This window comes from Streptomyces eurocidicus, assembly GCF_002891295.1.
Lineage (GTDB): Bacteria > Actinomycetota > Actinomycetes > Streptomycetales > Streptomycetaceae > Streptomyces > Streptomyces eurocidicus.
This window is the reverse complement of record NZ_LGUI01000002.1, coordinates 1,080,569-1,096,202: the sequence shown is the minus strand read 5'-3', so window position 1 is coordinate 1,096,202 and position 15,634 is coordinate 1,080,569. Positions and strand designations below refer to the sequence as shown.

General features: G+C 72.2%; 12 protein-coding genes and 3 pseudogenes. 8 read left to right on the top strand and 7 right to left on the bottom strand.

Features of this window, described 5'->3' with window-relative positions:
• Nucleotides 1-215: 215 nt before the first annotated feature.
• Nucleotides 216-722: a MarR family winged helix-turn-helix transcriptional regulator gene (locus tag AF335_RS09570; protein ID WP_170127646.1), complete on the bottom strand. Its 507-nt coding sequence runs from the start codon at nucleotides 720-722 to the stop codon at nucleotides 216-218.
• A gap of 65 nt (nucleotides 723-787) precedes the next feature.
• On the opposite strand from AF335_RS09570, the pseudogene AF335_RS36600 reads away from it, so the two are divergent.
• Nucleotides 788-925 (top strand): annotated as a pseudogene (locus tag AF335_RS36600) (thiamine pyrophosphate-binding protein); the annotation flags it as partial.
• Between the two features lie 451 nt (nucleotides 926-1,376).
• Nucleotides 1,377-2,237 (top strand): annotated as a pseudogene (locus AF335_RS36595) (thiamine pyrophosphate-dependent enzyme); the annotation flags it as partial.
• Nucleotides 2,238-3,307: 1,070 nt separating this feature from the next.
• Here AF335_RS36595 and AF335_RS09555 read toward each other — a convergent pair.
• The 5 genes from AF335_RS09555 to AF335_RS09535 form a co-directional block, all read right to left on the bottom strand.
• A complete protein-coding gene (locus tag AF335_RS09555) occupies nucleotides 3,308-4,495 on the bottom strand; it encodes a serine hydrolase domain-containing protein (protein ID WP_228773609.1) in 1,188 nt (395 codons plus the stop codon).
• A 555-nt stretch (nucleotides 4,496-5,050) separates the two neighbouring features.
• Nucleotides 5,051-5,626 (bottom strand): transcriptional regulator, encoded by a 576-nt coding sequence (locus AF335_RS09550; protein ID WP_102917826.1) that lies wholly within the window; start codon nucleotides 5,624-5,626, stop codon nucleotides 5,051-5,053.
• The gene (locus AF335_RS09545; protein ID WP_102917825.1) at nucleotides 5,626-7,323 is read right to left on the bottom strand and encodes a helix-turn-helix domain-containing protein; all 1,698 of its coding nucleotides are present in this window, start codon (nucleotides 7,321-7,323) and stop codon (nucleotides 5,626-5,628) included. The genes AF335_RS09550 and AF335_RS09545 overlap by 1 nt, the downstream gene beginning before the upstream one ends.
• Nucleotides 7,320-7,604 carry a helix-turn-helix domain-containing protein gene (locus tag AF335_RS09540; protein ID WP_102917824.1) on the bottom strand — a complete coding sequence of 95 codons (285 nt, stop codon included), beginning with the start codon at nucleotides 7,602-7,604 and terminating at the stop codon, nucleotides 7,320-7,322. Before AF335_RS09540 ends, AF335_RS09545 begins: the two co-directional genes overlap by 4 nt.
• A gap of 260 nt (nucleotides 7,605-7,864) precedes the next feature.
• Nucleotides 7,865-8,176: an SH3 domain-containing protein gene (locus AF335_RS09535; protein ID WP_146045484.1), complete on the bottom strand. Its 312-nt coding sequence runs from the start codon at nucleotides 8,174-8,176 to the stop codon at nucleotides 7,865-7,867.
• A 1,574-nt stretch (nucleotides 8,177-9,750) separates the two neighbouring features.
• Here AF335_RS09535 and AF335_RS35495 point away from each other — a divergent pair.
• A complete protein-coding gene (locus AF335_RS35495; protein WP_228773611.1) occupies nucleotides 9,751-10,095 on the top strand; it encodes a PI-PLC domain-containing protein in 345 nt (114 codons plus the stop codon).
• 294 nt (nucleotides 10,096-10,389) lie between these two features.
• Here AF335_RS35495 and AF335_RS34530 read toward each other — a convergent pair whose 3' ends face one another.
• Nucleotides 10,390-10,980: a hypothetical protein gene (locus AF335_RS34530; protein WP_170127645.1), complete on the bottom strand. Its 591-nt coding sequence runs from the start codon at nucleotides 10,978-10,980 to the stop codon at nucleotides 10,390-10,392.
• Nucleotides 10,981-11,370: 390 nt separating this feature from the next.
• Between AF335_RS34530 and AF335_RS09520 the strand changes: the two genes are divergently transcribed.
• The 5 genes and pseudogenes from AF335_RS09520 (at nucleotide 11,371) to AF335_RS09505 (ending at nucleotide 15,350) form a co-directional block, all read left to right on the top strand.
• Entirely contained in the window at nucleotides 11,371-12,411 is a 1,041-nt protein-coding gene (locus AF335_RS09520) for a vWA domain-containing protein (protein ID WP_102917822.1), read from the top strand.
• A gap of 164 nt (nucleotides 12,412-12,575) precedes the next feature.
• Nucleotides 12,576-13,013: a glutaredoxin domain-containing protein gene (locus AF335_RS09515; protein ID WP_102917821.1), complete on the top strand. Its 438-nt coding sequence runs from the start codon at nucleotides 12,576-12,578 to the stop codon at nucleotides 13,011-13,013.
• A gap of 102 nt (nucleotides 13,014-13,115) precedes the next feature.
• Nucleotides 13,116-13,466 carry a hypothetical protein gene (locus AF335_RS36590; protein WP_376697863.1) on the top strand — a complete coding sequence of 117 codons (351 nt, stop codon included), beginning with the start codon at nucleotides 13,116-13,118 and terminating at the stop codon, nucleotides 13,464-13,466.
• Between the two features lie 114 nt (nucleotides 13,467-13,580).
• Nucleotides 13,581-13,955 carry a hypothetical protein gene (locus tag AF335_RS09510; protein ID WP_102917820.1) on the top strand — a complete coding sequence of 125 codons (375 nt, stop codon included), beginning with the start codon at nucleotides 13,581-13,583 and terminating at the stop codon, nucleotides 13,953-13,955.
• A 247-nt stretch (nucleotides 13,956-14,202) separates the two neighbouring features.
• Nucleotides 14,203-15,350 (top strand): annotated as a pseudogene (locus AF335_RS09505) (GDSL-type esterase/lipase family protein).
• The last annotated feature ends 284 nt before the right edge of the window (nucleotides 15,351-15,634 follow it).

Genomic DNA, 15,634 nt, shown 5'->3' with positions numbered 1-15,634 from the left:
ATCTACAGTCGGGCCATGGAGCCCATGGAGCACCTGCTCGCGGCCGACACGAGCCGATGATGCTCACCGCCGACTCCTCCGCAGCCGCCCCGCCCACCCGGTCGGTCGGGAACGACTAACACTGTGTGCTGCGCAGTGGTCTGTTCCGCCCCCGGCCTGGCCCGCCACCTTGAATCCCACCGCTTTCGCCGGTGGTGCCTTGGCTGTCGAGGGTGTCATGGAGGCGTGGGGGGGAGGGTCGCGAGGTTGGTGCCGGCGATGCTGGTCATGATCGCGCGCCAGCCTGCGGCGGCTTCGGGGCCGGCCGCATCCAGTGCGGCGGCGAAGGGGGCCAGCTTGGCGTTGCGCAGGCGTTCTTCCAGTTCCCGGCCTTTGGGGGTGGGCCGGAGCTGTTTGCGGCGGCGGTCCTCGGGGGCGGGGGCGGCTTCGGCCCAGCCGTCGGTGAGGAGGGTGCGCAGGGGTGGGTTGAAGGCCTGTTTGGTGAGGTCGAGGGTCCGGCAGAGGTCGCCGACGCTCATGCCGGGTGAGACGGCGAGGAAGAACAGGATGCGGTGGTGGGCGCGGCCGAGGCCGTACTCGGCGAGGATGCGGTCCGCGTCACGGTTGTGGCGGCGGTGGGCGGCGCAGAAGAGCGCGAAGTCGTGGTCGTAGCCATCCGGCCTGATCAGGTCGACCATGTTGACCCGTTCTGCCGCGGGCGTACCGTGAGAAAAGTAGGTCAAGGGCATTGACCTTTACGTGATCGCAAGGAAAGGCGCTTCCCAGGAAGACATTCACTGTCGCGGACCACCTCCTGGGCCGCCTGGCCGAGCTGGGGATCGAGCACGTCTTCGGGGTCCCGGGCGACTTCAACCTGGGATTCCTCGACCAGATCACCGAAGCCCCGGGCATCACCTGGATCGGGAACTCCAACGAGCTCAACGCCGGGTACGCGGCGCGGCCGCCGTCGTCACCACGTTCGGCGTCGGGGAGCTGTCGGCGCTCAGCGCCGTTGCCGGCAGTTACGCCGGGTCCGTGCCGGTGGTCGCGATCACCGGCATGCCCGCCACCGGCGCGGCGGCCTCCGGCAAGCTGCTCCACCACACCCTCGGCGACGGCGACTACCGGCACTTCTCCCGCATGTACGCCGAGGTCACCGTCGCGCACACCACGCTGGGCACCGGCAACGCCGCGAGCGAGATCGACCGTGTCCCCGGTGAGCTCCTGCGCCACAAGCGGCCGGTCCACATCAACCTCCCCACCGACGTGGTCACGGCCCCCCGCCCGCAGCCCTCCGGACCCCTGGCCGCCACCGGGAACCCCGGTACGGACCCGGCGCGCCTGGACGCTTTCTCGCGCACTGCACGCGCCTGCTCGCACCCGCCCGTACGGCCACGGTGCTGGCCGGCCACCACATCGACCGCCACCACCTGCGCGACACCCTCGCGGGCCTCGTCGTGGCGGGCGGCAGCGGGATGCAAACGGCGGCCTTCTCCCTCGGCAAGGGCACCGTCGACGAGACTTCCCCGGCCTTCGCCAGCATCTACACCGCAGCCCTCAGCGGCGAGAGCACCCGCCGGGCGGTGGAGAACGCCGACTGCCTGATCCTGGCCGGTGCCGAGCTCACCGACATCGACACCGGCGGCTTCAGCCACCGCTTCGACCCCGGCCGCACCATCGCCCTGCACCCCGGCCACGCACAGGCCGGCCATACCCGCTACGACGGGCTCCCGCTGGAACAGACCCTCGACGGCCTGACACAGCTGCTACGCGAACACCCTGCCCCCGGTCCCGCTCCGTCGGCGACCGCGGCGGCCGGCGCCGGTCTCACCCAGGCGGCCCTGTGGGAGCGGCTGTCCGCCGAGCTGGAGCCCGGCGACATCCTGATCGCCGACATCGGCACCGCCTCCTTCGGCGCCCAGGAGCTGCGCCTGCCCGCCGGTGCGCGGTTCATCTGCCAGTCCCTGTGGTACTCGATCGGCTACGCCCTGGGCGCCCAGCTCACCGCCCAGGCCATCGGAACCGCCGCACGTCACGGCGCCGCACCCATAGTGATCGTGCTGAACAACGACGGTTACACCGTCGAACGCGCCATCCACGGCCCCGAGGCCGCCTACAACGACGTCGCCGCATGGAACTACACCGCCCTGCCCGCCGCCTTCGGTGCCGGGGACCGCGCGGTCACCGCCCGCGTCACCACGGCCGAGGAGCTGAACGGGGCGCTCACCCGCGCCACCGCCGCGCACCGTGAGGGCCGCCTCTCGCTGGTCGAGGCCGTGCTCGACCGCCAGCCCCCCCCCGCTCCTCACCACGCTGTGCGAGCGCCTCGCCTCCCAGAACGCCTACTGAACCCCGGCCCGCCCCGCGTGGAACGGAGGAACCACCACGAAGATCGCACGCTGCACCGACGGAACCACCAGCTTCTGGGCCATGGTCCACCCCGGGGACGACACCTCCCGCCCCCTCGCGGGCACGTTCGCCGACTGTGCCCCCGCTCTGGCCGCCGACCCCACCGGCACCCCGCCCTGGGACGGTCTCCAGCGCCCCCTGCACCGTCTGCGGCTCCTCGCCCCGATCGAGCCCGGTGCGAAGATCGTCTGTGCCGGCGCCACCTACGCCGCCCATCTGGAACGGCTCGGCCTGAAGGTCCCGGACGAGCCGACCGCGGCGAACTCCTCACGTACGCCAACGCCCGCACCGGTCTCCACAGCGGCGACATCTTCTACACCGGCACCCCGCCGGCATCGGCCACGAAACCGGCACCTACCTCCAGCCCGGCCAGACCGTCGCCGTCACCATCGAACACATCGGCACCCTCACCAACACCGTCGGCCCCCGCCCCGCAACCACGTGAACGGCGGCGCGTTCATCATCTCCCGCATCACCTACCGGCCCGCGTGCCCCTGACCGAGGGACGCTACGCCTTCCACGCGGCGATGACCGGCCGGACCAGCTCCCACGCTTTCATCCGACACATCACTCGAGCACGGCTCACGCCCGCCCACACCCATCAGGGCGCCGCCCACCCGGCCGACCGTGAAACCCCCGAACCGGACAACCCACCGGTCACTCCACGCGCGCCCGGACGGGACATCTTGCAGGCGAGCTCGCCGCCGGAACTCGCCCGGCGCGGCGTCCAGGAGGGCGCAGTTGAGTCCGGCCTTCTGCCGCACCCGCCCCCCGGCGCCCCGGCGCCCCGATCGTCCCACGGGCCGAGCTCGTCATCCCGGCCGCGGAGTGGCTCGTCGCGGCTCCGCGGGCCGGGCGGGCGTGGCACGCTCCGGGGAGCAGGCCCGCAGCCGGGCCCGCTCCCCGGAAATGGTTCGGGTCAGTGCCGTGCCGGCTGTGCCGTGTCGCAGAACTCGGCCTTGACCACGTCCTCCAGGTCGGCGTCCCCCCAGTCGCCGTTGGCGTTGAACACCGCGGTGTGGCGGCCGTCGGGCGAGGAAGCGGCCACGGAGAGGGAACCGTTGATGCTGCCGCCGTGCTCCCAGATGTACCCGCCGCACGGCAGGGTGGTCCGGTAGAGACCCAGCCCGTAGGCCACGCCCTCCCCGGCCTCCTTCACCGGCACCGGCACCGCGGTCAGGAGCTCCTGCTGCTGCTTCCCGGGGAGCAGCTCGCCCCGCAGCAGCGCACCGTAGAAGCGGTTGAGGTCCCCCACGGTGGAGATGGCCTGTCCTGCCGACCAGATCCAGGAAGGGTTGAGCTCGGTGGTGTCCCAGATCCTGGCGCCCGGGCCGCCGTGGAGGTCGCTGTAGGCGCGGCCGTGCGGGCCGGGGATCCGCGGCGAGGTGCCCGGCAGGGAGGTGGCGCGCATGCCGAGCGGGCGCACGATGCGCCGTTCCACCTCGCTCTCGTACGAGGCGCCGGTCACCTTCTCGATGACCATGCCCGCGAGGACGTAGTTAGTGTTGGAGTATTTCCAGTCCGTGCCGGGCTCGAAGGCCGGTGGGTGGGCGACGGCCGTGGCAACGAGGCCGGCGGGCTTGAAGGTGTCGTACCGGTGCTCGGGCCAGTCGGTGGTGCCTATCCGCTCGAAGAACGCGTCGTCGAGGTAGTCGGGCAGGCCGCTGGTGTGGTTGAGCATCTGACGGAGTGTGATCCCGCGGCCGTCGTTGCCGTTGCCGTGGACCACGCCGGGCAGGTGGTGCTCGATGCTGTCGTCCAGGCTCAGCCTGCCCTCGGCCTCCAGCTGGAGAAGGACCACCGAAGTGAACGCCTTGGTGATGCTGCCGATACGGAAACGGTCCTCGGGCAGCCGCTCGCGTCCGGTGTCACGGTCCGCGACTCCCGCGGAGCCGTTCCACGTCCCGCCGGCGTCCCGTACCTGCCCGAGCACGCCCGGGATACCGGTCCGGACATGGGCCTCCAGTGCCTTCTGAGCGGCGGGGTGCCCGGGGCGGGGAGCGCCCGTGTCCGCGGAGGCCGTGGCCGTGGCCGTCAGCACTGTCGTGGTCATCACGGTGGCTGCCGCCACGGCGACCAGCGCCTTCCGCAGCGTTCTCGTTGCCATCCCGCTTCTCCTCATCCGTCTCATCCGTCTCTGACATACCGGCAGGCGCCCCAACCGGGAACTTCAATAAGGTAAGGCTAAGCTAAGTTTTTAATGTGACGGTGTGTTCGGAGACACACCGTCACCTCGCTGATCAGGCAGTTCACTCCGGACGCCCGGGGCCGCCCGAACCGCGCGGCACGAGGGCGAGGCGAGGGCGGGGCGAGGGACCGGACTTGACGTCCCGTCGGCCACACCCCTGGCGGCGGCCGGCCGCGCGGTGCCCGCGGTGAAAGCATCCGGGCCCGGGGGGCGCCTGCCCGTCACCGGTTCTGTCGGGCTCGTGGGCGCAGTTCTCGTCCAGGGCACCCGGGGCCGGGCGGTGCCCGGCGAGGCGTGCCCCGGGACGGGTGCCGAAGGCTCGGCGAAGCGCGCGGCACGCGGCGGGCAGATGATCGATGATCAAGGTGGATCCGCTATATCTCCTTCGATTCGCAGACGCAGGGGCGCGGCGGCTGTTTCGAATCGAAGGAGGGCGTGGCGTGGCGCGCGGCAGTCGGGGGCCGGTGAGGGGTGCTACGCGGCGAAGCCGATGCTGGTGACGTATTCGTACTGGCCCCACTGGCTGCCGAGGTCGGGCAGGACATCGGTGGTCCAGGTGTCGTCCAGGCCCTGGTGGTCGCCGGCCGCCCAGGAGGTGACGATGCGGTCCCAGCGGCGCACGTTCATCGTCCGGTACTCCACCACCCGCTGGAGCGGGCGCGGCACGCCGGACTGGTTGAAGGGGTGGATCTCCACCCGGGTGCCGCGTCCGTCGCGGTTGAGGCGGGCCAGGAGGTGGCGGGCGACGTTGCGGCGGCGCACCGTGCGGTAGGCGGCGTCGACGCGTTCCAGGCTGGCCTTCGACGGGCGGCGCCTGCCCTCCAGCCATGCCTTCAGGGTGCGGTCGGTGACCGTCAGGCCGGCGTCGCGGGCGGCTTGGCGGCTCCTGTCCGACCTCGTCAGGTAGTGCAGGCGTGCCATCAGACCGCGTCCGGCGGTGACGGGGGTGACGATGCCGCCGGCGAGCTCGTCGAGCTTGCGGGCGACGGCGTCGCTGCCCCTGATCCCGCGGGCACCGAACTTCCCGAAGTCGAGGTTCCTCTCCGGCATTACGGGCGCTCCTCCCCCACCATGGCATCGGTGCCCGTACCGGCGGTGTAGGTGTCCTTGACCTTGACTTCGGTAACGCCGCGGCCTTCGGGGAAGACACGGCGCCAGTCCCCGGTCACGTGGAGTTCGTCGGTGCCCATCGCCCGGATCACCATGAGGCCCTCGTCGTGGGCCTTGAGCGCCTTGAGCCACAGGTTCGCGAACGCCTGGGAGCGGATGATGTGCATCCAGTCCGGGCGGTACAGCTCCCGGTTGTAGTTCGACTCCCCCATCGTCGAGACGAACTTGGAGTACATCGCCTTCACGTATTCGAGCGTCACCTCGTCGCCCCGCTCGATCGCCGCGTCCCGGGCGTCCTTCAGCGCGATACGGAACTTCTCCAGCAGGTTCTCCGTGGCGCCGGAGGTGTAGGACTCGTGGATCTCCGGCGGGGCGCACAGCCCGTGCTTCGGGCCGGACAGGCGCAGCAGGAGGCGCAGGGTCGGCTCGGTGACCCACAGGGGTCCTGGTTCGTCGCGGTTGCCCAGGGGGTTGGGCAGGACCGCTTCGTGCTCCCATGCGGGTGGGGTGATGAGGTGGACGCCCGCGCGGCGGCGGTCGTGGGCGGGGCCGGCGGAGTGTTCCAGCCGGCCGAGGGGGAGGTGGGTCTTGAGGGCGGAGAGGTAGGCGCCGTTGATGTCGAGCGCGGTCACCTCGTACCGGCCGGGAGGCAGGTCGTGGCGGGTCCACTTCGGGCGGGCTTCCCAGACCTGGTCCGGGCCGCGGGAGCTCTGCTTCCTGAGGATGTCGGGGATCCAGGGGTGGGCGACGATGTCGTAGCGGGCGCCCTTGCGGGTCTCGTCCAGCAGGTGCATCGCGTCCGGGATCGCCCGCTTCAGCAACGCCGCCGACGCCGCCTCCACGTCGCCCTGGTGGTCCGCGAGCGCGCCCTGGACCGCCTGGCCGATCAGGTCCCCGGGGCCGGGCGGCGGCTCCTGGAACGCGCGCCGGGCCGGGCTCTTGGAACGCTCGGCGGGGGACGGCGTACGCGAGGGGCGCAGCGACGGCCGCGCAGCCGGAACAGCCTCGGGCCGGGCGGCCGGAGTGGTGGGCTGGGTGAACTGGGCGGTCTTCTCGGCGGACTGGGCGGACCGGGGCTGCACCGGCGTCGTGGCAGGCTTCGCCAGCGGCACCGTGGCGGGAGCTGCGGGGGCAGGTTCCTGGCAGCCGGCCGCGTTCAGGTGCTGGGCGAAACCCTCCACCCGATGCCCGGCCGGCCTGCCGCACAGCACACACAGCTCCGGCACGGCGAGGGTCTCCACCTCGTCAGCGTCGCCGCCCTCCGCAGGCCCGGCCTGTTCCGTGAGGGCCGGCCCGGAGGGCTCCGGGGAGGGGACGCCAGCGACGGAGGCTCCGGCGGGCGGATTGGCAGCCGCCGCCGGTTCGGGGACGGGAGCGGTGTCCGGTTCGGTCCCGGCAGTGAGTTTGGCGGCCAGGCCGTCCAGGAGATACGCGTACTTGGTGCGGGTCTCCCCCACCGGGTCCCGGCCGCTCTCCCAGGCACTGATCGTCGACGGGCTCACGCCGAGCGTGCGGGCCAGCTGCGCCTTGGACAGGCGGGCCCGCTCCCGCAGGTCACGACGCACCCCGGGCGCGGGGAGCGGGGCCTGCGGGCCGACGGAGGCGAGCAGCGAGTCGATCGCGTCGAAGTCGCTCACCGGACCGCTCCCTTCTCGGCGTTGTTGCCGCGGCGGCGGGCGGCGGGCAGGGCCTCACACGCCCGCGTCGGACCCGCCAGCAGATCCAGCGCGCCGATACCGTAATGCACGGCCAGGACATCGGCGTCACGCAGACTCCACGCGGTAGCCCCGGACTGCCGGCGCGAGACCTGCGTCTGCGTCAAACCCAGCACCGCGGCGATCGCCCGCTGCGACTCCCCCGTCGCCTGCATCAGCGCGGCCACCGTCAGCCGCAACGACTCCTCCAGACCCAAACCCATGCCCCGCACCCTACCCGGGGCGATGCAATATCCGCATCAGGATGGGTTAATCGCACTCGGGTGCGCCGGAGGGGAGCCGAGAGGCGTGGGGCGGCTGTCTCCAGCGGGGGGCGGCCGGCGGCCTGCGCCTCACCCCGGGGGCGGAAGCCCAGGGGCGGAAGCCCAGGGGCGGAAGCCCAGGGGCGGAAGCCCAGGGGCGGAAGCCCAGGGGCGGAAGCCCAGGGGCGGCGGGGTCAGGACCCCGCCGCCCCGGCTGCTGTTTACCAGCTCCAGTAGCCGTGCGAGATCCAGCCGGACACGCCGCTGTTCACGTCGTAGACCTTGTCCCACTGGCCGTCGCCCGAGACGCCACGGTGCGCCAGGCGGTGGTTGCTGTAGCAGAGGCCGACGACCGAGCTGGAGGTGCTCGCGGCGGCGCGAATGCGCACGCCCTCGCCCGTGCAGTGGCCGTAGACGTCGTCGGCGTAGGCCGGCGCCGCCAGGGCCGCGCCGCCGAGCGTCGCGGCGACCAGCAGGCCCGCCACGGCAGCGGCACGCTTGCCCGCGCTCTTCCCCCGAATTACGGAATTCACTTGTTGCTCCTCGGTGATGGTTCGGCCGAGCGCCAATGATCTTGGACTCGACGAGACGGGAACCTACCAGCGGATGATCTTGAAAAGGGCCCTGAAGCGGTTCCAAGACAAGTCCATGACCGATCGGTGACAGTGCCGCGACGCCGGCACGGCGGCGCCGCACCGCCGTACACGGCACGCACCATCCGGCCCGGCACGCACCATCCGGCCCGGGGCGGCTGCGGGTGCTTCCATCCCTTCACGGTCCCCTCCCGCCGAGCCCCCGGGTGGCGCCGGGTACGGCGAGCCGGCCGGCGCCGGATTCCAGACGCCCCGCATCCGGCCGGGTGCCCGGCCAGGAAGTCACGGCCGGTGAGACGAGGAGTGCCGGTACGGGGAGACGGGTTCCCCTGCCTGAGCACCGGCCGGCCCCGGCACGGCACGGGGACCGCCGACCAGCCCCTTCCCGGCCACGGTTTGAGGGCCGGTCCCCTCACCGGGCGGCCCCAGCAGGGCACCCTGCGCGCCGTCGGCGGAACACGGCCCCGGCGGGGACCAGGCAGCCTCCGGCGGGGCAGTTCCCCGGCAGCCGGGGGCGGTGGGAGGCTCCCGGCAAAGGGTGCCTCCCACCTCGGCACAGCCCCGGGCATTCCACCTGGGCATTCCAGACGGGGCACGCCCGTCCTGATCAGAGCCACCTCCGCATTCCCGCATCCCGAAATGCCCGGTTCTTTGTGGCGGTTGGGGCGGACGGACCGGCAGGATCAGGCCGCCCGGCCACCGCACCCACCAGACCGGAGCGGGATCCGGCAGGGGGCGCCCGGGCCCGCTGTCCCGCGGCAGCACCGGCGGCACCTCAGCCGCCCCTCGCCGCAGCCGGCCACGCTTCACCGCAGCGAAGGGCGGCGCCCCCGGGGAGACAGCCATCCTTGAGAAGGACACCGACACGAAGAAGCACCCTTCCCTGACCACTCACCACCGACGCGGCATCAGCCCGCGGACGGCCCTGGCGCTGCTGGCGGCACTGTGCGACATCAGCGGCGCCACCGCGCCCGGCACCACCCCGGCGGCAGCCGCCGACCAGCGCCAGGCGGTCTACGCCATCACACACCGGGTCGACACCCCGGACGGCGCCGACACCGCACTCGGCCACAGCGCCAACGCCCTCGAGATCAACATCTGCGCCTGGTGGAACCCGAACGAATGACGCGCCTACCACGACTGCTCCCCCGGCCAGTAACAACCAGCGGGACCCGGCCTCGACCGCATCGTCTCCCACACCGGGGCAGGGCAGGGCGGCGGCCGAGCCTGCTCTGTCTGGACATCAAAGACCCCAACTACTGCGGAAAAGCACCCAACCGCGGGTGCGGCGTCGCCGGACTACGCGACAAGGCGCAGCCGCTGACGGCTGCCGGGATCCAGGTGCTCTACGGTTTCTACGAGTACCACGGCGGCAGTACCCCGGACGTCGGCGGCAGGGGCTGGAAAGCCCGGAGGGCAGGCTCGGCCCGCTGGAGGGCATCACGACGACCGGGACCCGCGACCAGGTCCGTGACGCCTTCAACCGGTCCGGGTTCCCGGCCGGCCGCCGGGTGATGGACTACGGCGACGGCAACATCCCCAACGGGTTCGGCTACCGCACCGAAGCCGGCCGCAGCACATGCGCGGAACTGAAGAAAGGCGCACAGGACCGCGCCGCCGGGCAGCTCGCGGGCACGCTGTCCTGGACCGCCACGTACAACGATCCGTGGTACGTCGACAAACTGCCGGGCGACGCGCACGTGGACGGCGTCATCGCGGGTTACGGCAACCTCACCGGAGAGCACGAGTACGACAGCGGCCGGCAGTGCGCCAACACCATCGGCCTCGTCCGTGACTGGGTGAACCCCCACAGCGCCACCCACTGCATGGCCACCAGCGGTGACCGCCTGTTCAAGTAGACCCCGGGGGCGGGATAGGGGCCGTACCGTCACACGGCCCATGCGCCTCCATGCGCCTCCATGGGGTTCCTCGGGGCGCCGACCAGGATCGTCCCGGCCGGCGACCCGGGCTGACGTGCTATCAGGTGCCTGGGCCCCCGCCCGGGCGCACTCGCCGGTGGGCTCCCGCGAGCAGGGGCAGCGCTACGTGTCCCCGGCACCGTCGCCGGCAGCCGCCCGGCCTCCCGGAGGGGACGGGACGCCGGCAAGCCGGCCCCGGTCACCGGCGAAGTCCGGCCGGCGGGGCGGACCCGGTCAGTGGCCGCCGCTGGGGGTCTCGCAGCCGAAGTGGTCGGGGTAGCCGCCGAAGGAGTCCGCCCGCATGGAGTCACGGTTCATCGCACCCTCCACGCACAACGGCGAGGCGTCGGCCTCGACGAGGAAGCCGACCCCGGCGGAGCCGTTCCCGTAGGCCCGCACCTTCCCGGCCGGGTAGCCGAGGCCGGTAAGCGCGTCACGGACGTGTTCCGGGGTGAAGTCGCCACGCTCGCGCAGTGGTTCGAGCGCGGCCTCGATGCGCCCGGCGGCCGCGAGTCCGTCGCAGCGGCGCCCGCCGTGCAGGGGAAGAGGTTCCCGGAAGCCGTGATTCTCGGCGTAGTGGTCACCGGGGGCAGCCGATGCCGGAGTGCTGCCGGCCGGCGGAGGCGTTAGGGCGGGGCTCTCGCCGGGGCACGGGAAGTCCACCGGCGCGCTGGGCACCGGTATCCCGGCCGGCGCGGAAGGGGAACGGCGGCCGGCGCCGGCGGCCCCGCCTGCCCCCTGTGTGCCGCAGCCCGCCGCCAGCAAAGCCGGCACCACCAGCGGCAGCATGGCGCGCCGGACCCCCGTCATCTTGATCATCGTCATCCCCCGATCCTCTCGCGCACCCCGAAGAGCGTCATGAGTCCTGGTACTCACGAAGCCGCACCGGCAGCGACCGGCCTCCCTGGCGCACCGTCAGGCCCCCCGCCTCCAGGGGCGACACGGGACGGCCGCCTGCCGGGCGAAGACGAGGACACGCGGGCGCGGCACGCCCGGCAGCGCCCGCGGCAGAACGCGAGCGGCTCCTCGGCGGCGGCGCCCCGCGAAGCCCCCGGAGGCGGGGCGCGGCGGGGCCCGGCGACCGGGCGCGGTGGCCTCAGCCCGCCGCCGGGGCGGCCCTCCCCCCCTGGTCCGCGTCCCGCCCCGCGCCCGGGACCGATTGTCAGTGGTGGGTGGGAAGGTACGAGCATCCAGTCGGAACGAGGGGGAGCAGTCATGTCCGCAAGCCAGAACTACATCAATCACGTCGCTCTCGTGTTGGACGCCAGTTCGTCCATGTCACGCCTGAGCCGCAAAGTCGTCGAGGTCGCCGATCAGCAGATCGCCTACCTGGCCCGCCGGTCGAAGGAACTGGACCAGGAGACCCGGGTCACGGTGTACGTCTTCGCGGACCAGGTGGAATGCGTCATCTACGACAAAGACGTGCTGCGCATGCCGTCCCTGAAGCAGCTGTACCGGGTCGGCGGCATGACGGCGCTGCTGGCGGCCACGCTGAAATCGCAGCGGGAACTGGCGCAGACCGCCCAGCTGTACGGCGACCACAGCTTCCTGACGTTCGTGCTGACCGACGGGCAGGAGAACGCCAGCCACCGCTGCCCGGACGCCCCCGCCCAAGACCCGCGGGAACTGGTGCGGGCCGTGGCCGGCCTGATCGCGACACAGGAGGACAACTGGACGCTGGCCGTGCTCGTACCGGACCAGATGGGCAAGCGCGAGGCCATGCAGTGCGGTTTCCCCAAGGACAACGTCGCCATCTGGGACGCCACGAGCACACAGGGCCTGGAAGAGGCCGGGCAGGTCATCCAGCAGGCCACCGAGAACTTCATGATGGGCCGCGCCCAGGGCATCCGGGGATCGCGGGCAGTGTTCTCCACGACCACCGAAGCAGTCAACAAGGACACCATCAAGGCAGCCGGGCTCACCCCGGTGAAGCCGTCGGAATACCAGCTGATCCCCGTGGCCCGCGAAACGGCCATCCGGGAATGGGTCGTCGAATGCGGGCACACCTACCGCACCGGCTGCGCTTTCTACCAGCTGAGCAAGTCGGAGAAGATCCAGGCGCAGAAGCAGATCGCGGTGCTGGAGAAGAAGACGGACCGGGTCTACACAGGACCGCAGGCCCGTTCCCTGCTCGGCCTGCCGGACACCGAGGTCCGCGTCAAGCCCGACCACAACGACGACTTCACCATCTTCGTGCAGAGCACCAGCGTGAACCGGAAACTGGTGCCCCACACACGGCTGCTCCTGATGATCTGACACCCTGAAATCCCCCAGCATCCGGGCCCGGTCCGGCCGGCGCGGCCCGCTCCGTGCCCAGCACGCTTTCCGCGCGGGCCGCACGGCCCGCGGTTCACCCGCGGGAACCCCGGCGAGCGGTCCGGTCCGGAAACTTTTCCGGACCACCGGTAGCCTGCGATCCCATGACACGCTCCTGGATCCTGCCGACGCTGTTCATGCTCTGCGGCTCAGCCGTGGCGGCCGTACCGGCCCTCAGCGGAAGCCCCGGCACGGCCGCAGTGCTCCTGCCGATGTTCGTACTGCTCGCAGGCATCCACTCACCCCTGGTCTTCCCGCGGCCGGTCAGCGCACGGGAGGCACAGCGCCGCAGCGCGGCCGACAGCCGACCGGTCGTCTTCTGGCGGCCAGGCTGTACGTACTGCCTGCGACTGCGCCTCAAACTGGGGCGCAGCGCCCGCCAGCTGCACTGGGTGAACATCTGGCGTGACCCCGCCGGAGCCGCGGCGGTACGGGCGGCCACCGGCGGGGACGAAACCGTACCGACCATCGTCGTAGCAGGCCGGCCGCACATCAACCCCGACCCCGCATGGGTACGCGAACAGCTCACCCCCTCGGAGTAACCGAAGGCGGTGAGACGACCGGAAGTGACCATACGCCCCGAAACGAGCGCCAGGCAGTGTGATCCGGGCATCCCGAGCTTCCAGACCGAGCCGAGAGCGCAGATGTCCACCCTGCCCCGGCTACGGCCCAAGACGTTCAACGACCTGGCGGTCGCGGTCTCCCTGATCCAGCCCGGACCCATCCAGAGGCGGCTCAATCCACCCCTACCCGCACCGCCGGGCGGCTCCGGCCGGAGCAGAGGAACGGGCACCGGACGGAGGCGGCGGACACCCGACGGGGCACGGCGTACCTCGACCGGCAGACCCTTGAGTACCGCGGCGCACGCGGGCAGCGTCGGCTCGAGGCCGAGGCCCCGGCATGAACACTGCGGATGGGCGTACGGGGCGGCGGATTCCAGTGTCTTTCCTGGCTGGATTCGGTCGGTGAACTCGGTTGTCGCTCAAGTGAATTGACGCCGTCCGGTTGAGCGGTTGAATATGCAAGAAGCTTGGTGGCCTGCCGCCCGGGCACTGTTCCACCGGGCCGCGGGCCGCTCCGACGACGTCGCTGACAAGGGAGTACCCCTCATGGCCATACGCCGGAAGAAACACCTGGCAGGCGGCTCACTCGCCGTCGCCGGTGCCGTGCTGCTGGCGGGCACCGCCGCCGCCCAGCCCGCCGCGGCGGTCGACCTGCCCCACGCCCCCGTGGCGTACTTCTCCGCGGGCAGCGACCTGACCGGCAGACAGACACCGGCCGACACCGGCAACACCGGCTGCCAGAACCTCCCCCAGCCCGCGCTCTCCGCGGTCAACTTCACCACCTCCGACATCGAGGTCTACTACCACCACGACTGCTTCCCCGGCCTCCCCGGCAAGCCCGGCGACTGGCACTTCGGGCTCGGCAGCCTGCACTGGGCCAACTTCACCTACCCGGCCCTCAGCTACAAGACCGTCCACTAGGAAGCATCCGCCGGCGAAGCGCGGTGTGCCGGTGCCCCCGGGAGGGAAAGCCCCCCCGGGGCACCGGCACGCAAAGGTCCGTGCACGCCGCCGGTGCGGCGCGCCGGGAGGCGAACCCGCGGCGGCCCGGCCCCCGCATCCAGGACACAGCCGGCTCCCCGCGCCGGCAGGTGGAGGGGGAACAGAATCCGCGGCCCGCGCATTGGTGTTCACCTGACGGCAAGAGGCAGGAAGCGAAAGGCCCCCCATGACCACGTCGATGCGTGAGATCCCCCTGACCGGCGGGCCGGTGGAGTTCCGTGGCGCGCTGGAGCTGGAGACCACCGGGGCGGGGGTGCTGCCGCTGCGGCTGCCCGCGTGGACCCGGACGCAGTACCCGGACGCGTTCACCCGGGGTGTGGCCGACATGCCCACCGGCGTCCGCCTGGTGTTCCGTACCAGGGCGCGTGCCCTGGAGCTCGACGTGCTGACCACCGTGTGGCACTTCGACGGCGAAGCGGGCCCGCTGGGGCCGGGAGCAGTGGACCTGGTGGTGGACGGGAAGCCGGCGGGCCGGGGTTCCGGTCGGCAACGTCGTACGCCTGTCCGATCCGCGGGGTGAGCAGCGGTTCGAGCCCGGCGCCCCGGGCACAGTGCGGTTCGGCGTGGCTCGGGGCCGGGGTGAAGGAGGTCGAGCTGTGGCTGCCGCAGCAGACCCGCACCGAACTGCTCGCATTGCGCGCCGACGCCGAAGTCGTACCGCCCGCACCCAGCGGCCGCCGCCGCTGGGTCCATCACGGCAGTTCCATCAGCCACTGCATCGAGGCCGACGCACCCACGGGCACCTGGCCCGCCGTAGCCGCCACAGCCGCCGGGGCGGACCTGGTCAACCTCAGCCAGGCCGGCAACGCCATGCTCGACCCCTACGTCGCACGCACCATCCGGGACACCCCCGCGGATCTGATCAGCCTCAAGGTAGGCATCAACACCGTCAACGCCGCGTCGTTCCGGCGGCGGACCTTCACTCCGGCGGTGCACGGCTTCCTCGACACGGTCCGCGACGGCCACCCCGCCACCCCACTGCTGCTGATCTCACCGATCACCTGCCCGGCGGTCGAGGACGTCCCCGGCCCCACCCTCAGCACCCCGGAAGGAATCAAGGCCACCGGGAAACGCGCCGACGTGGCCCAGGGCGCCCTGACACTGAACGCCGTACGCGAAACCCTCGCCCGCATCGCCCAGGAACGCGGCAAGCACGACCGGAACCTGCACTACCTCGACGGGCGCACCCTCTTCGGCCCCGGCAACGCCGGCGACCTTCCCGACGGCCTGCACCCGGACGCGGCCGGCTACCGGCGGATCGGCGAACGCTTCGCGGACACAGGGTTCGGACCCCGGGGCCCGCTCGGCCGGTAACCCCGGACACAGGCCGCACTGCACTGCACTGCGCGAAGAACAGACCGGCGCCGCCAGACGAAGACACGGACGGACCGGTACCACCAGCCCCCCCCCGCCGGCCCGGCCACCCGCGACCGGCCCGGCGGAGCATGACCGGCGGCTGCCCGTGACCGGCGGGGCATGACCGGCGGGGCGGGGCGGCCCGGCCACCCGCACCCCCTCCACCACCCCGCCCACCAGGCACCAGGCACCAGGCACCGCGTCGCCCCGGGAGGCCAGGCGGCACCGGCACCGCGGGCCCG